The organism is Kitasatospora sp. NPDC029367 (assembly GCF_055569135.1).
This window is the reverse complement of record NZ_JBVHYH010000017.1, coordinates 22,748-44,992: the sequence shown is the minus strand read 5'-3', so window position 1 is coordinate 44,992 and position 22,245 is coordinate 22,748. Positions and strand designations below refer to the sequence as shown.

27 protein-coding genes are annotated in these 22,245 nt (G+C 74.7%); 13 read left to right on the top strand and 14 right to left on the bottom strand.

Features of this window, described 5'->3' with window-relative positions; translation table 11 throughout:
• The 3 genes from ACZ4W5_RS12220 (at window position 1) to ACZ4W5_RS12210 (ending at window position 1,796) form a co-directional block, all read left to right on the top strand.
• Window positions 1-591: a GNAT family N-acetyltransferase gene (locus tag ACZ4W5_RS12220; protein WP_465654082.1), complete on the top strand. Its 591-nt coding sequence runs from the start codon at window positions 1-3 to the stop codon at window positions 589-591.
• A gap of 4 nt (window positions 592-595) precedes the next feature.
• The gene (locus ACZ4W5_RS12215) at window positions 596-982 is read left to right on the top strand and encodes a VOC family protein (protein ID WP_360237356.1); all 387 of its coding nucleotides are present in this window, start codon (window positions 596-598) and stop codon (window positions 980-982) included.
• A 163-nt stretch (window positions 983-1,145) separates the two neighbouring features.
• Window positions 1,146-1,796 (top strand): NAD(P)-dependent oxidoreductase, encoded by a 651-nt coding sequence (locus ACZ4W5_RS12210; protein WP_465654081.1) that lies wholly within the window; start codon window positions 1,146-1,148, stop codon window positions 1,794-1,796.
• Between the two features lie 15 nt (window positions 1,797-1,811).
• Here the strand turns inward: ACZ4W5_RS12210 and ACZ4W5_RS12205 are convergent, their stop codons facing one another.
• Window positions 1,812-2,594, bottom strand: a complete 783-nt coding sequence (locus tag ACZ4W5_RS12205; RefSeq protein WP_465654080.1) for a dioxygenase family protein — start codon at window positions 2,592-2,594, stop codon at window positions 1,812-1,814.
• A gap of 113 nt (window positions 2,595-2,707) precedes the next feature.
• On the opposite strand from ACZ4W5_RS12205, the gene ACZ4W5_RS12200 reads away from it, so the two are divergent.
• The gene (locus ACZ4W5_RS12200; protein WP_360237449.1) at window positions 2,708-3,175 is read left to right on the top strand and encodes a MarR family winged helix-turn-helix transcriptional regulator; all 468 of its coding nucleotides are present in this window, start codon (window positions 2,708-2,710) and stop codon (window positions 3,173-3,175) included.
• Here the strand turns inward: ACZ4W5_RS12200 and ACZ4W5_RS12195 are convergent.
• The 3 genes from ACZ4W5_RS12195 to ACZ4W5_RS12185 form a co-directional block, all read right to left on the bottom strand.
• On the bottom strand, window positions 3,172-4,452 hold the full coding sequence (locus ACZ4W5_RS12195; RefSeq protein ID WP_465654079.1) for an RNA polymerase sigma factor: 1,281 nt from the start codon (window positions 4,450-4,452) through the stop codon (window positions 3,172-3,174). The two genes, ACZ4W5_RS12200 and ACZ4W5_RS12195, sit on opposite strands and share 4 nt — an antisense overlap.
• 62 nt (window positions 4,453-4,514) lie before the next feature.
• A complete protein-coding gene (locus ACZ4W5_RS12190; RefSeq protein WP_360237364.1) occupies window positions 4,515-4,886 on the bottom strand; it encodes a YciI family protein in 372 nt (123 codons plus the stop codon).
• A gap of 155 nt (window positions 4,887-5,041) precedes the next feature.
• Window positions 5,042-6,541: a PucR family transcriptional regulator gene (locus ACZ4W5_RS12185; RefSeq protein ID WP_465654078.1), complete on the bottom strand. Its 1,500-nt coding sequence runs from the start codon at window positions 6,539-6,541 to the stop codon at window positions 5,042-5,044.
• A 394-nt stretch (window positions 6,542-6,935) separates the two neighbouring features.
• Here ACZ4W5_RS12185 and ACZ4W5_RS12180 point away from each other — a divergent pair, with 394 nt between their 5' ends.
• The 3 genes from ACZ4W5_RS12180 to ACZ4W5_RS12170 all read left to right on the top strand — a co-directional run bounded on the left by ACZ4W5_RS12180 (window position 6,936) and on the right by ACZ4W5_RS12170 (window position 9,331).
• Window positions 6,936-7,421, top strand: a complete 486-nt coding sequence (locus ACZ4W5_RS12180) for a molybdopterin-dependent oxidoreductase (protein ID WP_465654077.1) — start codon at window positions 6,936-6,938, stop codon at window positions 7,419-7,421.
• A 123-nt stretch (window positions 7,422-7,544) separates the two neighbouring features.
• Entirely contained in the window at window positions 7,545-8,063 is a 519-nt protein-coding gene (locus tag ACZ4W5_RS12175) for a GNAT family N-acetyltransferase (RefSeq protein WP_465654076.1), read from the top strand.
• Between the two features lie 230 nt (window positions 8,064-8,293).
• Window positions 8,294-9,331 carry a sphingomyelin phosphodiesterase gene (locus tag ACZ4W5_RS12170; RefSeq protein WP_465654075.1) on the top strand — a complete coding sequence of 346 codons (1,038 nt, stop codon included), beginning with the start codon at window positions 8,294-8,296 and terminating at the stop codon, window positions 9,329-9,331.
• 21 nt (window positions 9,332-9,352) lie between these two features.
• On the opposite strand, the gene ACZ4W5_RS12165 is transcribed toward ACZ4W5_RS12170, so the two are convergent.
• Complete coding sequence (locus tag ACZ4W5_RS12165; RefSeq protein WP_360237375.1) at window positions 9,353-10,402, bottom strand: LacI family DNA-binding transcriptional regulator; 1,050 nt, start codon at window positions 10,400-10,402, stop codon at window positions 9,353-9,355.
• A gap of 156 nt (window positions 10,403-10,558) precedes the next feature.
• On the opposite strand from ACZ4W5_RS12165, the gene ACZ4W5_RS12160 reads away from it, so the two are divergent.
• A complete protein-coding gene (locus ACZ4W5_RS12160; RefSeq protein WP_360237377.1) occupies window positions 10,559-11,521 on the top strand; it encodes a DUF4436 family protein in 963 nt (320 codons plus the stop codon).
• A 29-nt stretch (window positions 11,522-11,550) separates the two neighbouring features.
• Here the strand turns inward: ACZ4W5_RS12160 and ACZ4W5_RS12155 are convergent, their stop codons facing one another.
• The 5 genes from ACZ4W5_RS12155 to ACZ4W5_RS12135 all read right to left on the bottom strand — a co-directional run bounded on the left by ACZ4W5_RS12155 (window position 11,551) and on the right by ACZ4W5_RS12135 (window position 16,497).
• Window positions 11,551-12,306: a GNAT family N-acetyltransferase gene (locus ACZ4W5_RS12155; RefSeq protein WP_360237379.1), complete on the bottom strand. Its 756-nt coding sequence runs from the start codon at window positions 12,304-12,306 to the stop codon at window positions 11,551-11,553.
• A gap of 174 nt (window positions 12,307-12,480) precedes the next feature.
• On the bottom strand, window positions 12,481-13,575 hold the full coding sequence (locus ACZ4W5_RS12150; RefSeq protein ID WP_360237381.1) for a WD40/YVTN/BNR-like repeat-containing protein: 1,095 nt from the start codon (window positions 13,573-13,575) through the stop codon (window positions 12,481-12,483).
• 155 nt (window positions 13,576-13,730) lie between these two features.
• Window positions 13,731-15,176 carry a dihydrolipoyl dehydrogenase family protein gene (locus ACZ4W5_RS12145; RefSeq protein WP_360237383.1) on the bottom strand — a complete coding sequence of 482 codons (1,446 nt, stop codon included), beginning with the start codon at window positions 15,174-15,176 and terminating at the stop codon, window positions 13,731-13,733.
• 109 nt (window positions 15,177-15,285) lie between these two features.
• Entirely contained in the window at window positions 15,286-16,020 is a 735-nt protein-coding gene (locus ACZ4W5_RS12140; RefSeq protein WP_360237385.1) for an alpha/beta hydrolase, read from the bottom strand.
• Window positions 16,021-16,107: 87 nt separating this feature from the next.
• Window positions 16,108-16,497: a thioredoxin family protein gene (locus ACZ4W5_RS12135; RefSeq protein ID WP_360237387.1), complete on the bottom strand. Its 390-nt coding sequence runs from the start codon at window positions 16,495-16,497 to the stop codon at window positions 16,108-16,110.
• 161 nt (window positions 16,498-16,658) lie between these two features.
• On the opposite strand from ACZ4W5_RS12135, the gene ACZ4W5_RS12130 reads away from it, so the two are divergent.
• The 3 genes from ACZ4W5_RS12130 (at window position 16,659) to ACZ4W5_RS12120 (ending at window position 18,639) form a co-directional block, all read left to right on the top strand.
• Window positions 16,659-17,252, top strand: a complete 594-nt coding sequence (locus ACZ4W5_RS12130; protein WP_360237389.1) for a hypothetical protein — start codon at window positions 16,659-16,661, stop codon at window positions 17,250-17,252.
• Between the two features lie 77 nt (window positions 17,253-17,329).
• Window positions 17,330-17,890, top strand: a complete 561-nt coding sequence (locus ACZ4W5_RS12125; protein WP_465654074.1) for a sigma-70 family RNA polymerase sigma factor — start codon at window positions 17,330-17,332, stop codon at window positions 17,888-17,890.
• The gene (locus ACZ4W5_RS12120) at window positions 17,887-18,639 is read left to right on the top strand and encodes a zf-HC2 domain-containing protein (RefSeq protein ID WP_360237393.1); all 753 of its coding nucleotides are present in this window, start codon (window positions 17,887-17,889) and stop codon (window positions 18,637-18,639) included. Before ACZ4W5_RS12125 ends, ACZ4W5_RS12120 begins: the two co-directional genes overlap by 4 nt.
• 43 nt (window positions 18,640-18,682) lie before the next feature.
• Here the strand turns inward: ACZ4W5_RS12120 and ACZ4W5_RS12115 are convergent, their stop codons facing one another.
• The 3 genes from ACZ4W5_RS12115 to ACZ4W5_RS12105 all read right to left on the bottom strand — a co-directional run bounded on the left by ACZ4W5_RS12115 (window position 18,683) and on the right by ACZ4W5_RS12105 (window position 20,961).
• Window positions 18,683-19,387 (bottom strand): hypothetical protein, encoded by a 705-nt coding sequence (locus ACZ4W5_RS12115; RefSeq protein ID WP_465654073.1) that lies wholly within the window; start codon window positions 19,385-19,387, stop codon window positions 18,683-18,685.
• Window positions 19,388-19,525: 138 nt separating this feature from the next.
• A complete protein-coding gene (locus tag ACZ4W5_RS12110) occupies window positions 19,526-20,122 on the bottom strand; it encodes a DUF1990 family protein (RefSeq protein WP_465654072.1) in 597 nt (198 codons plus the stop codon).
• Complete coding sequence (locus tag ACZ4W5_RS12105; RefSeq protein WP_465654071.1) at window positions 20,119-20,961, bottom strand: YndJ family protein; 843 nt, start codon at window positions 20,959-20,961, stop codon at window positions 20,119-20,121. Before ACZ4W5_RS12105 ends, ACZ4W5_RS12110 begins: the two co-directional genes overlap by 4 nt.
• 158 nt (window positions 20,962-21,119) lie before the next feature.
• Here ACZ4W5_RS12105 and ACZ4W5_RS12100 point away from each other — a divergent pair, with 158 nt between their 5' ends.
• Together ACZ4W5_RS12100 and ACZ4W5_RS12095 are read left to right on the top strand one after the other, a co-directional pair.
• Complete coding sequence (locus ACZ4W5_RS12100; protein WP_360237401.1) at window positions 21,120-21,389, top strand: DUF1876 domain-containing protein; 270 nt, start codon at window positions 21,120-21,122, stop codon at window positions 21,387-21,389.
• Entirely contained in the window at window positions 21,386-21,595 is a 210-nt protein-coding gene (locus ACZ4W5_RS12095) for a hypothetical protein (RefSeq protein WP_465654070.1), read from the top strand. The genes ACZ4W5_RS12100 and ACZ4W5_RS12095 overlap by 4 nt, the downstream gene beginning before the upstream one ends.
• A gap of 204 nt (window positions 21,596-21,799) precedes the next feature.
• On the opposite strand, the gene ACZ4W5_RS12090 is transcribed toward ACZ4W5_RS12095, so the two are convergent.
• Window positions 21,800-22,240 carry a PPOX class F420-dependent oxidoreductase gene (locus ACZ4W5_RS12090; protein WP_360237405.1) on the bottom strand — a complete coding sequence of 147 codons (441 nt, stop codon included), beginning with the start codon at window positions 22,238-22,240 and terminating at the stop codon, window positions 21,800-21,802.
• Window positions 22,241-22,245: the final 5 nt, after the last annotated feature.

Here is a 22,245-nt window from a genome sequence, read left to right as displayed (position 1 = left end):
ATGAGCCACCACCGACCCGACCCGGCCCTGACCACCTTCCCGACGGCGGACGGCCTGCTGCTGCGCCCCTTCGAGGACGCCGACGCGCCGGCCCTGATCGAGGCCTACCGGGACGGGACGCTGCGCCGGTTCAGCCGGACCTGGCCGGACGACCCGGAGCGGGCCGCGTACTGGCTGGCCGTGCAGCGCGAGGGCCGGGCGAACGGCACCCGGTACGCCTTCGCCGTGGTCGAGGACGGCGGGCTGGTCGGCAATGGCGGGCTGGTCGGCAACGTGGTGCTCAAGCGCGGTGCCCCGGGCGGGGAGCGGGCCGAGGTCGGCTACTGGACGGTGGCCGCGGCGCGCGGCCGGGGCGTCGCGCCGCGCGCAGTGGAGGCGCTCACCGTCTGGGCCTTCGAGGCCTTCGCCGGGGACGGCCTGCTCCGGATCGACCTGCTGCACGAGGGGGACAACGAGGCCTCCTGCCGGGTCGCGGAGAAGAGCGGCTACGCGTTCACGGAGATCGTCCCGGCCTTCCCGCCGTACCCGTCGGACGGTCACCGGCACTGCCGGAAAAGGCTGGACACGACCGAACGGCACAGGTCAGAGTGAGCGCATGGCTTCTCTGGTGCGTCATGTGACGATCGACTGCGCAGACCCGTTCGCCCTCGCGGACTTCTGGGCGAAGGTGCTGGACGGCACCGTCGGCGAGGACGACAACCCGGGTGACCCGGAGGCGGTGGTGGACTCCGCCGGTGCCTCGCTGCTGTTCATCCAGGTGCCCGAGGGCAAGACGGTGAAGAACCGGGTCCACCTGGACCTCCAGCCGCAGGACCGCAGCCGTGACGAGGAGGTCGAGCGCCTGCTCGCCCTGGGCGCCACGGTGGTGTCGGACCAGCGCCGCCCGGACGGCACCGGCTGGGTCACCATGGCGGACCCGGAGGGCAACGAGCTGTGCGTCGAGCGCAGCCAGGCCGAGCGCATCGCCACCGGCGCGTCCTGAACCCGCCGGGGCACCTGAACCCGCCGGGGCCCTGAACCCACCAGCGCGTCTGAACCCGCCGGGGCGTCCTGCGCGGGCGGCCGTTCGCACTTCCGTCCGATAATCGACCTGTCTGAGGCCAGTGACAAGCGAGGCCACCCTCCGAGCACCAGGCAGGTACCCCATGGCCAGAATCGCCGTGATCGGCGCCAACGGCAGCATCGGCAGCGCCGTCGTCGCGGAGGCGGAGGCCCGCGGGCACGAGGTCACCGCCGTGGTCCGCGAGCCGGACCGCTACCGGGGCACCGCCGCCCGGGTGGAGCGCGGCGACGTGCTGGACCCGGCCGACGTGGCCCGGGTGGCGGCCGGCCAGGACGTCCTGGTGAGCGCCGTCGGCGGCGGCGACGGCCCGGGCCACCTGGCGTTGATCGAGCCCGCCGCCCGTTCCCTGGTCGAGGGCCTGCGGGCGCTCGCCGACGGCGCCGCGCCCCGGCTGATCGCGGTGGGCGGCGCGGGCGGCCTGGAGACCGCCCCGGGCGTGCGGGTCTGGGACACCCCGGGCCTGCCGGAGCCGCTCCTGCAGATCATGCACGCCCACGGCGAGGCGCTGGACTACTACCGGACCGTCTCCGACGTCCGCTGGACGGTGCTCAGCCCGGCCGCCGAGATCGGCCCGGGGGAGCGGACCGGTCGCTACCGGACGGGCCTGGAGCAGCTGCTCACCGATGCCGAGGGGCAGAGCCGGATCTCGGTGCCGGACTTCGCGGTCGCCCTGGTGGACGAGATCGAGCAGCCCGAGCACATCGGCGAGCGCTTCACCTGCTGCTCGCTGTAGCGCCGGCTCACCCGTTCAGCCCAGCTGGACGGACCGCTTGGCCAGTCCCATCCAGAACCCGTCGATCACGCTGCGCTGGCTGCCGAGGTCGGCCTCGCCGGCGCCGAGGGTCACGAACAGCGGCGCGAAGTGCTCGGTGCGCGGGTGGGCGAGTCGCCCGGCCGGGGCCTTGTGCTCGAAGTCGAGCAGCGCGTCCACGTCCTGGGCGTCCAGCGCGCGCCTGCCCCAGTCGTCGAACTCGGCCATCACCGAGCTGATCCGGCCTTCCCTGCTGAGCGCCCGCAGGTTGTGGGTGAAGAAGCCACTGCCGATGATCAGCACGCCCTCGTCGCGCAGCGGGGCGAGCCGGCGGCCGATCTCCAGCAGGCGTTGCGGGTCCAGGGTGGGCAGGGAGATCTGCAGCACCGGGACGTCGGCCTCCGGGAACATCTCCACCAGTGGCACGTACGCGCCGTGGTCGAGCCCGCGGTCGGGGATGTCCTGGACGGGCGTGCCGGGGGCGCGCAGCAGCTTGCGCACGCGCTCGGCCAGCTCGGGCGCGCCGGGGGCGGCGTACCGGACGGCGTAGTAGTGCTCGGGGAAGCCCCAGAAGTCGTAGACCAGCGGGACGGTGGTGACGGCGCCGACGGCCAGCGGGGCCTCCTCCCAGTGGGCGGAGACCATCAGGACGGCCCTGGGCCGGGGCAGGTCGGCGGACCAGGCGGCCAGCTGGCCCGGCCAGATCGGGTCGTCGGCGAGCGGCGGCGCGCCGTGCGAGAGGTACAGGGCGGGCATGCGCTCGGGGGCCGCGGTGCTCAAGGCGTCCTCCTCAAGGGGAACGAGTGGGTAGTTCAAATTTGAACCTCTACTTCGGGACGGTACACCTTCGTTCGAATTTGAACAACAGGAGTAGGCTTCACCCCATGTCCTCACTGAACGAACCCCGCTGGCTCGACCAGGACGAGATGGCCGCCTGGCGGGGCTTCGTCGTCGCGAGCAACCTGCTCAACCGGCGGCTGGAGCGCCAGCTCAAGGACGACTCCGGCCTCTCGCACCAGCAGTACGAGATCCTGGTGCACCTGTCCGCCGCCCCCGGCGACTCGCTGCGGATGACCGAACTCGCCGACAAGCTGGTCACCTCCAAGAGCGGCCTGACCTACCAGGTCACCCAACTGGAGCGGATGGGCCTGGTCGGCCGCCGCTCCTGTCCCAGCGACGTGCGCGGCGTCATCGCCGAACTCACCGACCAGGGGCGGGAGACGCTCCGCCAGGCCGCCCCCGGCCATGTCGCCCTGGTGCGCGAGCTGCTGATCGACGTGCTCACCCGCGAGCAGCTCGCCGTCCTCGCCGAGGGCCTGGGCGCGGTCAGCGCCCGCCTGCGCCAGGACGACACGCCCTAACCGTCCCCCGTCCGGGCCCCGGTCGCCCCCTGGCCGTCACCCCCGAGTCCGGCCGCCCGCTCCAGCAGCAGCTCCCGCTCCCGCTCGTTGCGGGTCAGCCCCGCCGCCCGCTCGAACTCCGCCCGGGCCTGCGCCGTCCGCCCCAGCCGGGCCAGCAGGTCGCCCCGTACGCTCGGCAGCAGGTGGTAGTCGCGCAGCGCCGGCTCCGCCGCCAGCGCGTCCACCAACTCCAGGGCGGCGGCCGGGCCCCGGGTCATCGAGACGGCCACCGCCCGGTTCAGCGCCACCACCGGCGAGGGCGTCAGCACCAGCAGCCGGTCGTACAGCGCGGCGATCGTCGCCCAGTCGGTGTCCTCGTAGCGCCGCGCCCTGGCGTGGCAGGCGGCGATCGCGGCCTGCACCGAATACGGCCCGCCGCCCGCCCGCCCGAACGCCTCGAAGCCGCGCCGGATCAGCAGTCCGTCCCAGCGCGCCCGGTTCTGCTCGGCCAGCAGCACCGGCCGCCCGTCCGGCCCGGTGCGGGCGGCCGCCCGGGAGGCCTGGAACTCCAGCAGCGCGGCCAGCCCGTGCGCCTCCGGCTCCCCGGGCACCAGCGCGGCCAGCACCCGGGCCAGCCGCAGGGCGTCCTCGCACAGCTGCGGGCGCAGCAGGTCGTCCCCGGCGGTGGCCGAGTACCCCTCGTTGAAGATCAGGTAGATGACCTCCAGCACCGAGGACAGCCGCTGCGCCCGGTCCTCGCCGTACGGCACCTCGAACGGCACGTCCGCCTTCGCCAGCGTCCGCTTCGCCCGGACGATCCGCTGGGCCACCGTCGCCTCCGGCACCAGGAAGGCGCGGGCGATCTCCGGGGTGGTCAGCCCGCCCAGCAGCCGCAGGGTGAGCGCGATCCGTGCCTGCGCCGACAGCACCGGGTGGCAGGTGGTGAAGATCAGCCGCAGCAGGTCGTCGTCGATGTCATCCGGGCCGGACGGCTCCGCCGGCTCCGGTGCGTCCTCCAACGACCGCCCCACCTCGGCGAGTTTGCGGGCGTAGACCTCCCGGCGGCGCACCAGGTCGACCGCCCGTCGTTTGGCGGTGGCCGTCAGCCAGGCGCCCGGGTTGTCCGGCACGCCGTCGCGGGGCCACTGCTCCAGCGCGGCCACCAGGGCGTCCTGGGCCAACTCCTCCGCGAGGCCGACGTCCCGGACGATCCGCGCGGCCGCGGCGATGATCCGCGCGGACTCGATCCGGAACGCCGCCTCGACGACCGCCGTCGCCTCCCTCTCCGTCACGGCCACCCATCAGAGCAGCCGGAGCGGCGGGAGGCAACGAACGCCGCGGTCCTCACCTGGCGAGGCCCTTACTGCGGGGGCTGCGGCATCTCCTCGATCTGCCGGACCTCCGCCTCGACCTGCCAGTGCGCCGGGTGGGTCTGCAGGAAGCGGCGGGTCCACTCCAGTGCCTCCGCCTTGTCCTTGCACTGCAGGATCGCGTACCCGCCGACGACCTCCTTGGTCTCGGTGAACGGCCCGTCGGTGTAGCCGATCTTCCCGTCGGTCCAGCTCACCCGGGTGCCCTGGGCGGTCGGGGTCAGCCCGGCGGTCTCCAGCATCACCCCGGCCCTGGTGATCTCCTCGAACAGTGCCCCCATCCGCTGCTCGAACCCGGGGTCGGGCTCCCAGCCGTCCCGGCCCTTCTCGTCGATCCGGACCAGTGTCATGAAGCGCGGCATGGTGACTCCTCGGTCGTGCGGGCGGGGCCGTTCCCCGCCGCTCACCCCTGCGTCGATCGGGCCGGCGCCGGATCGACATCCGCCGGGAGGAATCTTCGAAGAATCTTTCCGCCGATTCCCCGGGTGCGGTCCGCGGGTCCCAGCGCCCCCGGGTCTCATCGCCCCGCTGCCCCCGGCGCGCACAGCAGTGCCGCGCGCAGGTCGGTCCGGTCCCGGAGCCGGGCCAGGTTGCGGCCGGTCAGCTCCTCGATCCGGCGGATCCGGTAGTGGACGGTGTTGACGTGGATGTGGAGCTGCTCGGCCGTCCGCGCCCAGGAGCCGTCATGGTCCAGGAACACCGCCAGGGTGCCGAGCAACGAGACGCCGTTCTCGGCGTCGTGGGCGGTCAGCGGGGCCAGCAGCCGGGCGTGGAAGGCGGCCGTCACCTCGGGCGGGATACCGCGCAACAGCCCGTCCAGGGAGTCCAGTTCGGCAGTGCTGGCGATCGGGCCGGTGGCGCCCGCCAGCACGTATCGGGCCTGCACCAGGGCCGCCCGCAGCGCCTGGGGGGTGGCCGGGGCGGCCGGACCGACGCCGATCCGCAGGGTGTGCCGGCCGGTCAGCCGGGCCTGGAGGGCGGGCCGGGCCCGGCGCAGCCGTTCGGCGACCCGCTCGGCGGGTGCGGCCACCAGCCCCGAGGTGAGCCCGGCGCGGTCGGTGCCCGCCGCGTACGGGGCGTCCAGCGGGTGCAGCGCCTCGGCCAGCGCGTGTGCCGCCCAGTCGGCCGGGGCCTCGTCGCCGGCCCGGCCGGGCTCGATCCGCGCGGTGACCGCCACCAGCGGGCCGGTCTCGGCCAGGCCGCAGGCGGCGAGCGGTTCGGCGAGTCCGGCGTCGTCGGCCAGCGCGTCCAGCAGCCGTCCGGCGGCCCGCCGCCGGGTGCCCGCCACGGCCCGGGCGCGGGCGGCGAGCGGGGCGAGCAGCTCGGCGAGGCCCTGGAGCGCCGGTTCCACGGCGGGGGTGTGCGGGTGGGCGCGCAGCCGCCAGCCGTCGAACGGGGAGCCGTCCTGCGGGCCGACCGGCAGCCCGGGCCCGCCGCGGCCGGTGGCCGGCGCGGGCTGGGGCGGGCCGGCCACCGGGCGGCCGCCGGCGGTGCCGATCGAGCACTCGGGCAGCCCGAGCCGGCCGACCGCGTGGGCCAGCACCTGCCCGGGCGCGGCCTCGGTGCGGACCAGGTCGAGCAGTTCGCTCCGGACGGTCTCCGGGATCGCGGCGGTGTCCTGCGCCCCGGCCCGCAGGTCGCCCCAGAGCCGCAGGTAGACCCGGTCGGTGACGGCCCGGAAGCTCACCCCGGCGGGCACCGCGAGCAGCGGGATGGCGTGGGTGCGGCAGGCCTCGGCCAGGCCGTCCGGGATGCTGCCGTGGGTGCCCTCGCCGGCCAGCAGGGCGGCCACGCCGGCGCTGCGCAGCGCGGTGGCGAAGCGCAGCGCGCCGGAGGCGTCGGCGGGCTGCCACCAGACCAGGCCGGTGAGCACGAGTTCGCCGGGCTGGAGGTAGCGGGCCGGGTCCTGGAGGTCGGTGGAGCTGACGCCGGTGACCGGGCGGTCGAGCAGGTCGGGGGTGCCCCAGGCCAGCCGGATGGACAGGTCGTCGAGGTGCAGCAGGTCGCCGACGATCATCTCTCGCTCGCTCTCGCCCGGGTGTCGCTCTGGTGCGTCGCGTCGCCTCCTCTCGCAGATGAGAGGGGTGTCAACGCATGGGCATCGTAAATGCCAGTGGAAGCGCCGTGAATCTTCTTGTCGGATCATCCAGCGGAGGGCCCGGTGGCCGGTGTGCGGAACCAGTGGTCCGCCCGATTGCCGGGCTGCTTGGATCGGGGTGCGGGGCGCACCGGGCCTTCTCCTCCCGGCGCACACCGTGACCGGCCTCGCACGTGCGAGCTGAAACCTCGACCAGTCATCTCAGCTGCCGCTGAATGAGGGCATTCAGCGCCGCAGACGCGAATGACGGAGCTGCCCCTCGGGTAGTCCTCCTCCCGGGCCGCAGTGGCGCGGCCCGGGAGGAAGGAGCGCCATGACCCCGGCCGGCCCCGGTGTGACCCCGGCACCACCCACCGTCCGGCTGCACGGCCACCTCGACGAGCCGGCCGAGCTGACCGTCGAGCAACTGCGCACCCTCCCCGCGCACCGGGTCGAGGTCAGCTTCGACTGCCTGACCGAGGGCGAGCAGCGGCACGGCTACGAGGGCCCGGCCCTGCTGGACGTCCTGCTCGCCGCCCGGCCCCGGATCGACTTCTCCGGCCGCAAGCAGCGGCTGCGCTTCCTGCTCAACGTGGTCGGGGCGGACGGCCACCGGGCGGTGGTCTCCTGGGCCGAGATCGACCCGGACTTCGGCGGCCGCCGGATCCTGCTCGCCACCAGCATGGACGGCTCCCCGCTGGACGCGGACGGCCCGCAGCTGGTCGTCCCGGACGACCACTGCGGCGCCCGCTACGTCAGCGCCGTCACCGCCGTCTGGCTGGGCCCGCTCGGTGACCAGGAGCGGCCCGCCGCGGACTGACCGCCCCGGGGCGCCGCCGTCGCGGCCCCGGTCCGCGGCCCCGGCCCGCCCCGGTCGCAGTGCCGGCCGGGACCCCCGGAAAATCGCTGGCCGGGGGCGGCTTTCCGTGCCAACATGCCCCATATGGGGACGATTCTGCACGGCACCCTGGTCACCCTCCGCCCGGCCACCGCCGACGACATCCCGGCGCTGGTGGCGATCCGCAGTACGCCCGAGGTGTTCGCCCGCTGGCGGGGTGGTGACGATCTGGTCGACGCGGTCGCACGGGACTTGGAAGCGCCCGAGACCGAGACCTTCGCGATCGACGTGGGCGGCCGGGTGGTCGGCGCCGTGCAGTGGTACGCCGAGAACGACGACGAGTACCGGCACGCCGGGATGGACATCTTCCTCGACCCCTCGGTGCACGGCCTGGGCCTGGGGACGGACGCCGTGCGCACCATGGCCCGGCACCTGGTGCACGACCACCACTACCACCGGCTGGTGATCGACCCGGCCACGGACAACCTGGCCGCCATCCGCTGCTACACCAAGGTCGGCTTCCGCCCGGTCGGCACCATGCGCCAGTACGAGCGCGGTCCGGACGGCACCTGGCACGACAACCTGCTGATGGACCTGCTCGCGGACGAACTGTCGGACGGCTGACGGCCGTTCACCGGCACCCGGCGGCGGATGCCAGGGTGTACAGACATCTTGTCAGCCGACCGCCCTGAGCTGTACAGACACCTCAGCGCCACAGGAGCGATCGCAACTGATCGCCTGGAGTTCTTCCCTGCGTACCGAGCAGTAGCTAACGTTCCCCCGCCAATCACCGGCGGCCGGTCACCCCGGCCCGTCCGGACCCCACCGGTTGACGGACCCCCAGGAGAACGCCCATGCTCTCGCGTCGCACGGCCACCGCCCTCACCTCGGCGGCCGCCGCCGCACTGCTGCTCGGCGGCACCGCCCCGAGCGCCTCCGCCACCACCGCGGCGAGTCCCACCACGCTGTCCGTCCTCGCCTTCAACGTCGACCTCGGCACCGCGATCGTCGACAGCACCCAGAACGAGCAGGCCGCCCGCCGCACCCCGGTGATCGAGCAGATCGTCCGGCAGCACAACGCCGACGTGGTCGTCCTGGACGAGCAGTTCAACAACAGCTCGACCGCCGACATCAACGCCAAGCTCGCCGACCTCTACCCGTACCGCACCCCGGTGGTCGGCGGGACCTGCTCCGGCGGCGGCTGGACGGGCGTCAGCGGCAACTGCTCCAGCTCGTGGTTCGTCATCAACGGCGGCACGATGATCCTCTCCAAGTACCCGATCACCGCCCAGTACGCCCACGTGTTCAGCAACTCCACCTACGGCACCTGGGACTACCACGCCAACAAGGGCGCGGCGCTGGTGCAGGTGAAGAAGAACGGCAGCACCGCGTGGGTGGTCGGCACCCACCTCCAGGCGGACGAGGCCGACACCTCCACCGACACCACCCAGTCCACCCGGCTCGGCCAGCTCGCCGAGATCCGCGCCTGGGTCGACGGCATCGTGGGCAGCGGTGCGCCGGTGCTGATCGGCGGCGACCTCAACGTCGAGTACTTCCACGGCCAGGCCCGCGGCGACTACGCCAACGCCCAGAACGCGGTGAACGGCGTGCTCGGCACCCCGGCCACCGTCCCGAACCAGGCCCGCACCACCATGGACTGCCCGGTCTCCTCCTGGTGCCAGTACATGGCGGGCGTGGAGACCTTCCCGACCGACTACCGGGACGACCTGGACTACATCGGCTACCTCAACGCCCCGGGCCGCCCGGTGCCGAGCTCGATGTCCGACGTGAAGATCGACTTCGACCCGCAGGCCGGCTGGGTGCCGGGGCAGCCGGACACCGTCGCGCCCAGCGACCACTACCCGGTCGAGGCCACCTTCCAGCTCAACTGACCGAGTCCCCAAGGCTGTTGTTCAGGGCGCCGACAGGGTCGGCGAGTCGGCAGGGGCGCCGGCCGGGCAGCCGCAGGAGCGCCGCGCCACCAGCCGGGCCGGGAAGGTCCGGGCCCCGGCGGCGCGGCGCTCCGGTCCGCCGAGCACCAGGTCCACCGCGGCCCGGGCCATCTCGTCCTGCGCGGTGGTGACGGTGGTCAGCGCCGGTCCGGCGATCACCGCCTCGGCGATGTCGTCGAAGCCGGCCACCGCGAGCTGCTCGGGCACCCGGATGCCCAGGTCGTCCGCGGCCCGGAGCAGGCCGATCGCCTGGTCGTCCGTCGCGCAGAACACGGCGGACGGCCGGTCGGGCCGGCTCAGCAGGGTGAGCGCCTCGGCGTGCGCCCGGACCCGGTCGAAGGGCGCCGGGGTGAGCCGGCCGTCGGTGGACAGCCCGGCCTCGGCCAGGGCCGCGGCCCAGCCGGCCGTCCGCCCGGTGACCGGGTCGAGCGGGCTGAGCGCGAGGGTGCCGCCGAAGCAGTGCACCTCGCGGTGGCCGTGGTCGAGCAGGTGGCGGACCACCTCGCGGGCGCCGCCCTCGTCGTCGGCCACCACGGCCACGCCGTCGACGCTCTCGGTGCGGTGGTGCAGCAGCACGACCGGGGTGCCGTCGGCCGAGTCGAAGCCGCTCAGCCCGGGGGCGGCCGGGTCCTGGGTGACCAGGATCAGCCCGTCCACCTGCATCCCCAGGAAGGCCCGGATGTAGTGCGCCTCGCGCTCGTCCGCGTAGTCGGAGTTGCCGATCAGCAGCAGCCGGCCGTGCTCGGTGGCGGCCTGCTCCACGGCGTGGGCGAGCCCGGCGAAGAAGGGCTGGCGGGCGTCCGGCACGACCATGCCGAGCAGGTCGGTCCGGCGGCGGGCCATCGCCTGGGCGACCCGGTTGGGCCGGTAGCCGAGCTCCTCCACCGCCGCGAGCACCCGGGCCCGGGTGGCCGGCGCCACCGGACGCGGTCCGTCGTTGATCACATAGCTCACGACCGCTGTGGACGTCCCCGCCACCCGCGCCACATCGTCCCGTGTCACCCTCGCCATGACCGATGAGCCTACACAGCGGCTCCGACCAGCGCGTTTCCGCGTCCGGGGAAGCCCCGATCGGCCCGCCCCGGTTGCGGGCCGGCCGCCGCCGCCCGGAGGGTGGCGGGACGGGCGGCACCCGCTGCCGTCACCGCCGACGGTGGGAGCAGGCCGATGAGCGCGCCTCCGCAGCGGCGGGCCGGTCGGAGCGCACGCCCGGCGGCCCGGCCGAGGGTCCGGATCCACTCCCGCGCGCGCTCCGCCGTCGCGGGCAGCGCCCGGCCGAGGGTCCGGCCCTGGCGGGCGTACACGGTGGTGGTCGCGATCGTCCTGTCCGTCACCGCGGGCCTGCTGCTCTACTTCGACGAGCGCTCCAGCCGCAGCCATGCCCAGGTGGTGGGCGCCACCGCCCCCGGCCCGGACTTCCTGGAGGTCGACGTGACGCTCCAGCGGGTGGACGCGGCCGCGCAGACCGTCACCGCGAAGATCGTCACGCAGCTCCGCGGTGCCCTGCAGACCGCGGACAACCCGCTGGTGCCCACCGGGGACGTGGTGCTGGAGACCACCTCGCTGGAACAGACCGTGCTCAAGTACCCGGCGGGCCAGCAGATCGGCTCCAGCACGGTGACGTTCAGCCTGTTCGACGGACGGATCTCGGACTACCCCTTCGACCGCTACTACGCGATCATCGGCTTCGCGGCGACCGTCGGCGGGCGGTCCGTCCCGCTGGTGATGGGGCTGACGGAGGGCGACCCCTTCTTCGTCTTCAAGCAGGACGGGAAGCTCAGCGAGGGCAACGGCGTCGCGGTGACCGAGCGGATCAGCCGCTCGCGCAGCACTTTCATCCTGGCCTGGTTCATGATGGCGGCGATGTGGGCGCTGGCGTTGTCCGTCCTGGTGGCGGCCTGGCTGATCGTCCGGCAGCGGCGCGGGATCATCTGGCCCGCCCTGAGCTGGATGGCGGCCACCCTGTTCGCCCTGGTCGGCATGCGCAACGCCGCGCCCGGCAGCCCGCCGATCGGCTCGCTGCTGGACTACGCGGCGTTCTTCTGGGCGGAGCTGCTGGTCGCGGTGGGCCTGACCATGGTGGTGGCGCGAGGTGTCCGGGTCGAGGGCGGGCGCGGGTCCGGCCCCTGACGCACTGCTCGGCCTCGGCGCCGGAGGACTCAGCCGGCGTCCGGCACGAGCACGGTCAGCGAGGTCTCCCGCAGCTCGAAGCCCAGGGACTCGTAGACCCGACGGGCCGGGTTGCCCTCGGAGACCACCAGGTGCACGTCGGCCAGCCCGCGCCCGGCGGCGTCCGCGACCGCCCGGCGGAGCAGGTCGGCGCCGAGCCCGCGGTAGCCGCGCTGGGGGTGGCGGAAGACCTCGGCGACCCAGGGCAGGCCGTCACGGTCGGTCAGTACGGCGGCGCCGACCACCCGGTCCTCGGCGTCCACGGCGAGCAGGCTGGACGGCAGCACCGGGCCGATGGCCTTCCCGGCCAGCAGCGGGCCGATCCGCTCGGCCAGGGCCCGGGCGTCGTCCCCGGGGAAGTGGTCCACGTGCGCCGGGTCGAAGGCGGCCCGCCACGGCTCCAGCAGCTCCTCGGGCGAGCGGTCGCAGGGCACCGCCCGGAGCCCCTCGCGCAGCGGCGCGCCGGCCCAGTCGGCGGGCGGGGGATCGGCGCGCAGGTCCCGCCGGAGGGTGTGGGCGTGGCGCAGGGCCCTCGCCCCCTGGGCGAGCAGCCGCTGCCCGAGCTCGGGGCTGGCGGAGACCACCCAGCCGGCCAGTTCGGCGCGGATGTACGCCACGGCGTCCGCCGAGTCGCCCAGCACCTCCAGCAGGTCGGCCCAGGGGCGCCCCTCCCGCTCGCCCGGCTGGTACCGCAGCACCGGTGCCCCGGCGCTGTCGTGCCTGACCACCCAGTCCGTTTCGGGCACGGCCCCACCCCATTCACAAGAGTCACGCGAGTCACGAGTTCGTTCGTCGACGGCCCATGCTCACCAGAACCGGAGCGCCCCGGCAACCGGTTTTCGATCGGCGGATCCACCTGCCCGGCGGATCCCACAGCCCGGCGGATCCCCTGCCCCGCGGATCCTCCTGCCCCGAGGAGCTCAGCCCACCACCGCCGCCCGGACGCAGAGCACGTCCGGCAGGTGGGAGACCAGCAGCGACCAGGTCTCGCCCTCGTCGCGGCTGCCGTACACGTCGCCGGTCCGGTTGCCGAAGTAGATCCCGGCCGGGTCGGCGTCGTCGGTGCGCAGCGCGTCGCGCAGCACGATGCCGTAGTGGTCCTCGCCGGGCAGCCCGTTGGCCAACTGCTGCCAGCTGGTGCCGCCGTCGGTGGTGCGGAAGACCCGGCAGCGGCGGCCCGGCGGGATCCGGTCGTCCGAGCCGCCGAGCGGGAAGAGGTAGGCGGTGTCGCCGCGGCGCGGGTGGGCGGCGATCGCGAAGCCGAACTCGGCGGGCAGGCCGTCCGCGATGGAGCGCCAGCTCCCGCCCCAGTCGTCGCTGCGGTAGACCCCGCCGTGGTTCTGCAGGTAGAGCCGGTCGGGGTGGACCGGGTCGGCGGCGATCTTGTGCACGCACTGGCCGAACTCGGGGTACTGGCGCTCCTGCGGGAAGAACTCGGCGCGCAGGCCGGTGTTGGAGGGCTCCCAGCTGTCGCCGCCGTCCTTGCTGCGGTAGACGCCCCCGCTGGAGACCGCGACCAGCAGCCGCTGCGGGTCGCGCGGGTCGGTGAGGACGGTGTGCAGGCCCTGGCCGCCGTAGCCGGCGCCCCACTCGGGCCGCTGGGGGTGGTTCCAGAGCGGTTCGACCAGGGTGAAGCTCTCGCCCCCGTCGATGGAACGGAACAGGGCGGCGGGTTCGGTGCCCGCGTACACCACCCCGGGGGCCTCCGCTCCGGCGGGCTGGAGCTGCCAGACCCGGGTGAGCGAGGCACCGGTGGACTCGGGGAAGCGGATCGCCGGGCGGGCCGGCTCGTGCCAGTGGGCGCCGAGGTCGTCGGAGCGCCACACCGAGGGCCCCCAGTGACTGCTGTCGGCGCCGACCAGCAGTCTGGTGCGGCCCTCACGGCGGTCGATCGAGACGGAGTAGATCGCGTTCATCGGGAAGTGCGGCCCGCTGAACTCCCAGTCCAGCCGGTCGCGGCTGCGGCCGAGAAAGAGGCCCTTCTCGGTTCCGACGGCCAACAGCACCTCGGTCATGCCTCACACCACCTGATCGCGAGCGGCCCCCCCTGGACGGCCCCCCGGGGCGCGGCGGACGCGGCCCCTCCGCCCAGTGTCCCGCCGTCCACCGGCGGTCACATCTCGCCGCGCCGCGTCCCCCGCGGAGGGGGAGGGGGTGCCCGGGGGAGGGGTCAGCCCCGGCAGCCCTCCAGCAGCCGCAGCCACACCTCGCTGATCGTCGGGTAGGCGGGGACGGCGTGCCAGAGCCGGTCGATCGGCACCTCGCCGACCACCGCGACGGTCGCCGAGTGCAGCAGTTCGGCGACGGCCGGGCCGACCAGGCAAGCGCCGATGATCACCTGCCGGTCCAGGTCGTAGACCACCCGGGCGCGGCCGCGGTAGTCGTCGGCGTAGAGCGAGGCCCCGGCGACCTTGCCGATCTCGTGGTCGACGGCCTTGACCCGCAGGCCGAGCCGCTCGGCCGCGGCCAGGGTCAGGCCGACGGCCGCGACCTCGGGCCGCGTGAACACCACCTGCGGCGCTCCGGCGAGGTCGGCGGACGCGGAGTGCGCGCCCCAGCGCGAGGTGTCCAGTGCGCGCCCCTCGGCCCGGGCGGCGATCGTCGCACCGGTGATCCGGGCCTGGTACTTGCCCTGGTGGGTGAGCAACGCCCGGTGGTTGACGTCCCCGGCGGCGTACAGCCACTCGCCGTCCACGCCCAGCACCGTGCAACTGTCGTCCACGTCCAGCCAGTTCCCCGGCCGCAGCCCGACCTGCTCCAGCCCGATGTCGGCGGTGCGCGGGGCCCGGCCGGTGGCGTACAGCACCTCGTCGACGGTCAGCCGCTCGCCGCCGGAGAGCGTCAGCACCACCGGCCCGGTGGCGTCGGCCCGCTCCAGTGCCCTCACCTCGGTGCCGAAGCGGAGGTCCACGCCGGCCTCCCGCAGCCCCTCGGCCACCAGCTCGCCCGCGAAGGGCTCCATCCGCGGCAGCAGCGCGTCACCGCGCACCAGCAGCACCACCTCGGAGCCGAGCGCCCGCCAGGCGGTGGCCATCTCCACGCCGACCACCCCGCCGCCGACCACCGCGAGCCGCCCGGGGACGGTCGGCGAACCGGTCGCCTCCCGGTTGGTCCACGGGTGCGCCTCCGCCAGCCCGGGCACGGTGGCCGGCAGCACCGGGCGGCTGCCGGTGCACACGACGACGGCGTGCCGGGCGGTGAGCACCCGCTCGGTGCCGTCCTCCGCCTCCACCGTGACCGTCCGCACGCCCGCCAGCCGGCCGTGGCCGCGGACCAGCTCGATGCCGGTGTCCCGCAGCCACTGCACCTGGCCGTCGTCCTTCCAGTGCGAGGTGAAGGAGTCCCGCCGGGCCAGCACCGCCGCCGCGTCCAGCCGGCCGTCGCCGACCGCCTGCCGGGCGCCGCCCACCGCGCGGGCATCGTCCAGTGCGGCGGCCGGGCGCAGCAGCGCCTTGCTCGGCATGCAGGCCCAGTACGAGCACTCGCCGCCGACCAGTTCGGCCTCCACGATCACCGTGCTCAGGCCCGCGGCGACGGTCCGGTCGGCCACGTTCTCGCCGGTCGGCCCGGCGCCCAGGACGATGACGTCGTACTCCCCGGTGGTGCTGCTGGTCATGTCCCGTCCTCCGTGGTCTCGCGGGTCGCCCGGTCCCTGGCCGGGTGCGGCGTGCGCCCCATCCTGCGACGCGGACCGGCCGGAGCGCGGGCGAACACGCCAACCGTGATCAGATCGCCGCGAGTTCCGCGAGCAGCGCGGCGGTGTCGGCCGGGCGGGAGAACATCGGCCAGTGCCCGGTGGGGAGTTCGCGCAGTTCCCAGTTCGGCCCGGCCATCCCGACGAACCACGGGTGGCCGGACGCGATCATCTCCCGTACCCGGTCGAGCGGGAAGGAGCAGGTGACCAGGGCCTGTGGCAGGGCGGCCCCGGCGCCGGTCAGCCGGAGCCGGTCCCGGTACGCCCCGACCGGGTGCGGGGTGAGCCGGGTGCGGATCCGTTCCAGCGCGGCCCCGTCCAGGCCCTCGGTGCTGGAGCCGTGGGCGGCCATGTACTCCCAGGAGGGCATCGGGAGCCGGCCGTCGACCGCGGTGGCGTCGGCCTCGGCCCGGAACTCGGGCTGCCACAGGTCGTACACCGAACCGCCGTCCGCCATCGGCCCGCTGTCCAGGTAGGCCACCCGCCGGATCCGTTCCGGCATCCGGTCCGCGACTCCGCCGACCGGGGCGCAGGCGCCGCTGTGCGCGACCAGCAGCACGTCCCACAGGTCCTCGCGCACCAGCAGGTCGGCCAGGTCCGCGATGTGCTCCTCCAGCCCGAAGTCGCCCTGCTCACCGGCCCGTTCGGCCAGCCCGGGCAGGCTCACCGGGAAGACCCGGTGCCCGGCCGCGCGCAGCGGCGCGGCCACCTCGTCCCAGGCCCAGGCACCGAGCCAGAATCCGGGAACCAGTACGAACGTGCTCATGGTGGACCGTCCTTCCGCGGTGGGGCCCCCGGTCCCGGTGCTCCCGGCGCGGCTCAGGGCTCAGGTTCGGGGCTCAGGGTTCAGGGCTCAGGCCTGACCCTCGGCCGCCTGCTCCTGCGCCACCTTGCGCTTGACCTCGGCCATGTCCAGCTCGCGGGCCTGGCCGATCAGGTCCTCGAACACCGGCTCCGGCAGCGCCCCGGCCTGGGAGAAGATCAGCACGCCCTCGCGGATGATGGCCAGCGTGGGGATCGACTGGATGCCGAACGCGGCGGCCAGCTCCTGCTGGGCCTCGGTGTCGACCTTGGCGAAGACGAGGTCCGAGTGGCGCTCCGCGGCCTTCTCGTACACCGGGGCGAACTGGCGGCACGGCCCGCACCACCCGGCCCAGAAGTCGATCAGGACGAAGTCCTTGCCCTCCGGGCCGGGGATGATGTCGTCGAAGTTCTCGGTGGTCAGCTCGACCGTGTTGCTCATCTCGCGGATCCTTCCCTTCCGAAGGTGCCGGTACGGATCATGCGCCCGGGACAACGGTGATGCCCGACGGGGTATTCCGGGCCCGGCCGGGACTGAGCACCGGGCGGCCACCGTCCGTACTGAGGGGTGTCCAGTCCGTTCACCGACGCGGGAGGCTCCCCATGCGCAGCACCACACCCCGCACCCGCCGGGCCGCTGTGCTCGCCGCCTCCGGCCTCGCCGCGGCGGCCCTGGTCGCCGGCTGCGGGTCGTCCGGATCGGGCAAGTCGAGCGCACCGAGCCCGTCGAGCAGCTCCGGCGCCCCGGCCGCCGCCACCCTCCGGACCGCCGACGACCCCAAGCTCGGCACCATCGTCACCGACAGTGCGGGCTTCACGCTCTACCGCTTCGACCAGGACCAGAGCAACCCCTCGGACTCGTACTGCAACGGTAACTGCGCCACCCTCTGGCCGCCCGAGCACGCCAACGGCGACATCACGGTCAAGGGCATCGACAGCAAGCTGGTCGGCAGCTTCACCCGCGACGACGGCACCAAGCAGGTCACCGTCAACGGCTGGCCGGTCTACCGCTACTCGCCGGACACCAAGCCCGGCGACACCAAGGGCGAGGGCGTGGCCGGTCAGTGGTTCGCGGTGACCCCGACCGGCGGCAAGGCGATGCCGGGCGGCACCCCGGCGCCCGCCACCCCGGCGCCCGCGACCCCCGCGCCGAGCACCCCCACCCCGACACCCACCCCGCCGTCGTCGGGCTACTGACCGACGGCCGCCCGACCACCACCACCACCACCCACTACTGACCACTACTGACCACCGCCCTCGACCGGGAGGCCCGGGTGCGCAACGATGAAGTGGTGACCGATGAGCACCCCGCCGCACACGGCCCGGGGGCCGCGGACGAGGAGCTGATGCGGGCCCTGTACCGCGAGCATGCCGGTCCGCTGTTCGGCTTCGTGCTCCACCTGGTCGCCGGGGACCGGCAGCGCGCCGAGGACGTCGTCCAGGAGACCCTGGTCCGGGCCTGGCGCAACATCCACCGGCTCGACCCGAAGGCCGGCTCGCTGCGTCCCTGGCTGGTCACCGTGGCCCGCCGGATCGTGATCGACGACCACCGCAGCGCCGCCGCCCGCCCGCACGAGGTGGACGCGTCGGCCCTGGAACAGCTGCCCGCCGAGGACGAGATCGACCGGGCGCTGCGGATGATGACCGTCGCCGACGCGCTCGCCGACCTCTCGCCCGCCCACCGGGAGATCATCGTCGAGACCTACCTCAAGGGCCGCACCGCGAAGGAGGCGGCCGCCGTCCTCGGCATCCCGGCCGGGACCGTCCGGTCGAGGGTGTTCTACGCACTGCGCTCGCTCAGGCTCGCGCTGGAGGAACGGGGAGTGACATCGTGATCGAGCGGCCCGCCCCCGCCCCCGGCCCGCCCGGTGGCCCGTCCGGTGGCTCCGAGCACCTGGACGTCGCGTCGTACGTCCTCGGCCTGCTCGAGCCCGCCGAGCGCGCGGGCTTCGAGCTGCACCTGGCGGACTGCCCGCAGTGCACCGGACAGGTCGGCGAACTGGGCTTCGTGGAGCCGATGTTGGGCGAGTACGTGGCGTCCGCGCGGGCCGCCGGACTGGACCCGGCCGACTTCGCGCCGGTGCCGGACGGGCGGCTCCTGGACCGGCTGATCGCCGAGGTCGCGGCCGGCCGGCGGCGCGGCCGGGTGCGGCGGCTGGTGCTCGCCCTGGCCGCGACCGCGATGGTCGCGGCCGGCCCGGCCGTCACGGCCGCGGTGCTCACCGCGGAGACCACGCCCGCCGTGGTCGCCGTCGCCGAGCAGTTCAGCGCCAGCGACCCGGCCACCGGGGCCAAGGCCACCGTCGGTGTCGACGGCACCACCTGGGGCAGCCGGGTCAGCCTGCAACTCTCCGGCGTGCAGGGCCCGTTGACCTGCCGGTTGGTCGCCGTCTCGCACGGCGGCGAGCACCAGACGGTCACCACCTGGTACGTCCCGGCAGACGGCTACGGCGAACCCGACGCCCCGGGAGTGCTGCGCACCACCGGCGGCGCGGCCATGCAGCCGGGCGCCATCGACCACTTCGAGGTGCGGGTCCAGAACTCCGACGCCCTGCTGGTCTCCGTCCCCGCGCACCGGGGGTGACCGGGCACGGGGCATGACCGGGTACGGGGCACCGGCAGGGCGCTCAGCACCCCGGGTGCGGCCCGTCGTACCTGACCAGGCGCTCGATCCGGGCCGTGCCCAGCTGGGCGGGCCAGTGCGGGTCGGGCTTGCCGCCGTCGGTCATGTGCTCCCGCCGCCAGGTCCGGCCCCAGTCGACCCGCAGCTCCGGCTGGAAGCTGTGCCACCGGCCGCACGGGCAGGGCACCAGCACCCGGGCGCAGGTGCGGCACAGTTCTGCCCGGTCGTGGCCGGTCGACACCTCCACCGCGGGCCCCTCCTCCCCGCAGGCCGGGCAGCCGGGCAGTTCGGCCCCGTCCAGCAGCGCGTTCTGCCGTCGGACGTACTCGGGCAGGCTCAACGCCGGGTGCAGGAAGGGGTCGTGGCGCCAGGCGTCGTTCGGCGAGGTCCACCAGGGCTGGTTCCACCACACCGGCGTCGCCGCCCGGCGGCCGTCCCGCTTCTCGGCCCGCCGCTGCGCCGCGTACCGCTCCGCCCGGGCCAGCCACAGCTGCCGTGCCTCGTGCAGTTCCTCCACCGCCCGCACCAGGGACTGCGGGTCGGCCGCCAGGCGCCGGGGCATCCGGGCGCTGAGGGTCAGGTGGTGGTAGGTCGCCCGCAGGCCGTACGGGGCGAAGCCGGTCAGGCAGGTGCGCAGGGCGCTGTGGCGGCGGTGGACGGGCAGCGCGGTGTCGAGCACCAGGGCCCGGTGGGTGTGGAAGCTGGTCACGGCCTCGGCTCCTCGCCGTCCTCGGGGGCGTCCGTCCCCGGGGCCGGAACCGGCACCGTGGGCGGCAGTGTCATCCGGCGATCATGCCGCAGGCCCGGGTCGGGCGGCCGGCGGATTCGGGCCGCCGCCGGGCGCAGGTCAGCGCGGTCCGCCCTGCACCGCGTCCGCCGCGACCGCCGCCAGCACCCGCCCGCAGCGCCGGGCGAAGGCGTGCTGGAGGAGCGGGAACAGCGGGCCGACCAGCCGGGCCCACCAGGCGACCGGCCGGCTGAACGCGGTGACGCCGAACCAGACCGTCCCGTCGGGCGCCAGCTCGACCAGGAAGGTCTCCTCGCCCCGGCCGAGGTGCCCGTGCCTGGTCCCGTAGGTGAAGCCGTACCGGTCCGGGCCGTCGTCGACGGCCAGCACCCGGTTGGGCGCGCCCGCCCGCAGCGGGCCGACGCCGATCGCGCAGCGGACGGCGACGCCCGGGGCCGCCCGGTCGGCCTCCGCGTCGATCCGGACGCCGGCCAGCCGGTGCATCCGCCAGCCGAGCAGCGCGGCCCCGGCGACCTCCAGGGCGGCGCGGCCGTGGCCGATCGTGGCCCGGTGCCGCAGGTGGTGGTAGCCGGCGGGCAGCTCGCCGGTGCGGCTGGCGCCCTGCTCGGGGTAGCTGTAGTCGGCCCCGGGGTGGCTGTGGCCGGTCCCGGGGTGGCCGTGGCCGTGGCCGGCCCCGGGGGTGCTGTGGTCGTTCATCGGGCGTCCTCCGCGGTGGTGATCCGGCGCCAGGCGAGGAGCGCGCAGAGCGCGAAGCCGAGCGCGTTGCCGAGGCCGTGGGTGGCGGCCATCCAGGCCAGGGTGGGGTGGGGGAGTCCGGCGGCCCGGCCGAGCGCCCACCACAGGGCGAGCAGCATGGTGAGCGCCAGCACGCCCGAGGAGACGGTGAGCAGCCCGGCGGTGACCGGGTCGGCCGAGCGGGTGCGCAGGTCGCGCCAGCTGACCAGGCCGACCAGCCACATCCCGGTGCTGAGCACGACCGCTCCGGCGAACTGCCACCAGTTGCCGAGGAAGTACCCGGCGAGCACCAGCAGGGTGCCGGCCGGGACGCTGAGCGCCGCGCAGCGGGCCGCCGTGGAGCCGGGCGCCGAGGCGCGGCAGACCAGTCCGGCGACCAGCGCGGCGGTGAATCCGGCGTAGTGGAAGTGCGGGACGGTCAGTGCCAGGATGTGCGGTTCGAAGCCGAACAGCGGGTAGCCGGAGCGTTCGGCGACCAGGGCGACCCCGGCCACCGAGGGCGCGGCGAGTGCGGTGAGCACGGCGATCTCGGCGGGGGCGAGCGAGCGGGTGCGGGCCAGTCGCCGGGGCGCGTGCAGGGCGACGGCCAGGGTGCCGAGGGCGTAGAGGACGGCGGTGGCGGTGGCGAGGCCGCCGCGCGGCAGCCAGAGCGACAGCGCCCCGGGGACGGCGGCGAGCGGCCAGAGCCGGCGGATCCGGGCCAGCCCGGGTTCGTCGACGAGGGCCAGGCCGAGCGGCAGGACGGCGCCCATGCCGAGCAGGACCAGCAGGTCGACCAGTTCGGTCGTGCCCTTGTCCATGGCGGGCACACCCCCCTCTTGAACGCGTTCAAATGCCCTTCGTCCGCGACTCTACGTCGCCGAGTTGAACATGTTCAACCTGGCCCCGGTCCGGCTGGCCTGGTGTTCACGCTGGGTGCGGCGCACTCTGGAGGAGTAACCGATGGAGGTGATCCGCCATGCAGACTCTGGTCGGTTGGCACATCGAGATGGAGTTCCGCGAGGAGGGCGCGCGGACCAGCGCCGCCGCCCTGCTGAGGCTCGGCGACGGTACGGAGGTGCGGGCCCACGGCTACAGCAGCCGCCACCCCTCCGACCCGGAACAGCTGCGGGTGGGCGAGGAGATCGCGGGCGCCCGCGCACTCAACGACCTCGCCTCGCAACTGCTCACCAAGGCCCACGGCGAGATCCAGGACGTCAGCCCGGTCCCGACCCACCCGCTCTCGTGACCGCCCCGCACCCGGACGGCGGCCAGAGCCGAGCCGGACGGGACCCGAACCGGCCGCGCATCCCGCTGATCTGTCCGCGCTGCGGGCACGAGCAGCGGGTCGTCCCGGGCGGCCCCGAACGGGCGGTCAGGGTCGTGCACGTGGGGACCGGCCGGGAGGCCTGCGAACCGGGGGACCTCGCCCGGGCACCGGACGACGGGGCCTGATCCGCGAGGCTCCCCGAACCCGAGCGAGGGAGACGCGAGCGCGTCGAAACGCCGAGCGCCCGGGAACGCGAGCGCCCGGCAGTGCCGAGCGGCCCGAAACGTGGAGCACCCGGAAACGTCGGGTGCCGGGCCCCCGTTCCCACGGGTCCCGGCACCCGACGGGCTCCGAGGCGCCCGAAAGCCCTTCCGCACCGCCCAGTTGACTCAGTTGACGCAGTACGTCCCCGGCGGCCGCCACTCCGGCCCGACCAGCCGCTGCTCCAGCTCGTTCGGGGTGATCCGGATCCCGACCGTGCCGGACAGCCCGACCCGGAACCGGCTGCGGGCCAGCGCGATCAGCGCCGTCAGGCCGTACTTGTTGATCAGCGAGGTGCGGTAGCGCGCGGTCGCGTCGGCGTCGCAGAGCCGGGCGCGGGCCGGGAGCCGGCGGCCGGTGGGGCGCCCGTGGGCGTCGCAGGGGCCGATCAGCACCCGTGGGTGGCGGCGGATCCGTTCGGCCTCGCCGGAGTGGGCCGGGGTCCAGACGCCGAGCGCCGGGCCGTCCGCGACCACCCACAGCTGGGAGTCCAGTCGGCTGCCGTCGTCGCCGAAGGTGGTCAGCAGGAGGTACCTGCTGTCGGCGAGCCGGTCGGTGGGGTCGTGCATGATCT

Coding starts and splice junctions, on each gene's coding strand:
- ACZ4W5_RS12130 (WP_360237389.1), top strand. CDS start 16,659: ATGCGCAGCACCACACCCCGCACCCGCCGGGCCGCTGTGCTCGCCGCC.
- ACZ4W5_RS12175 (WP_465654076.1), top strand. CDS start 7,545: ATGGGGACGATTCTGCACGGCACCCTGGTCACCCTCCGCCCGGCCACC.
- ACZ4W5_RS12150 (WP_360237381.1), bottom strand. CDS start 13,575: ATGACCGAGGTGCTGTTGGCCGTCGGAACCGAGAAGGGCCTCTTTCTC.
- ACZ4W5_RS12140 (WP_360237385.1), bottom strand. CDS start 16,020: ATGAGCACGTTCGTACTGGTTCCCGGATTCTGGCTCGGTGCCTGGGCC.
- ACZ4W5_RS12180 (WP_465654077.1), top strand. CDS start 6,936: ATGACCCCGGCCGGCCCCGGTGTGACCCCGGCACCACCCACCGTCCGG.
- ACZ4W5_RS12220 (WP_465654082.1), top strand. CDS start 1: ATGAGCCACCACCGACCCGACCCGGCCCTGACCACCTTCCCGACGGCG.
- ACZ4W5_RS12170 (WP_465654075.1), top strand. CDS start 8,294: ATGCTCTCGCGTCGCACGGCCACCGCCCTCACCTCGGCGGCCGCCGCC.
- ACZ4W5_RS12090 (WP_360237405.1), bottom strand. CDS start 22,240: ATGCACGACCCCACCGACCGGCTCGCCGACAGCAGGTACCTCCTGCTG.
- ACZ4W5_RS12215 (WP_360237356.1), top strand. CDS start 596: ATGGCTTCTCTGGTGCGTCATGTGACGATCGACTGCGCAGACCCGTTC.
- ACZ4W5_RS12210 (WP_465654081.1), top strand. CDS start 1,146: ATGGCCAGAATCGCCGTGATCGGCGCCAACGGCAGCATCGGCAGCGCC.
- ACZ4W5_RS12160 (WP_360237377.1), top strand. CDS start 10,559: ATGAGCGCGCCTCCGCAGCGGCGGGCCGGTCGGAGCGCACGCCCGGCG.
- ACZ4W5_RS12145 (WP_360237383.1), bottom strand. CDS start 15,176: ATGACCAGCAGCACCACCGGGGAGTACGACGTCATCGTCCTGGGCGCC.
- ACZ4W5_RS12165 (WP_360237375.1), bottom strand. CDS start 10,402: ATGGCGAGGGTGACACGGGACGATGTGGCGCGGGTGGCGGGGACGTCC.
- ACZ4W5_RS12110 (WP_465654072.1), bottom strand. CDS start 20,122: ATGAACGACCACAGCACCCCCGGGGCCGGCCACGGCCACGGCCACCCC.
- ACZ4W5_RS12135 (WP_360237387.1), bottom strand. CDS start 16,497: ATGAGCAACACGGTCGAGCTGACCACCGAGAACTTCGACGACATCATC.
- ACZ4W5_RS12100 (WP_360237401.1), top strand. CDS start 21,120: ATGCAGACTCTGGTCGGTTGGCACATCGAGATGGAGTTCCGCGAGGAG.
- ACZ4W5_RS12185 (WP_465654078.1), bottom strand. CDS start 6,541: ATGATCGTCGGCGACCTGCTGCACCTCGACGACCTGTCCATCCGGCTG.
- ACZ4W5_RS12190 (WP_360237364.1), bottom strand. CDS start 4,886: ATGCCGCGCTTCATGACACTGGTCCGGATCGACGAGAAGGGCCGGGAC.
- ACZ4W5_RS12105 (WP_465654071.1), bottom strand. CDS start 20,961: ATGGACAAGGGCACGACCGAACTGGTCGACCTGCTGGTCCTGCTCGGC.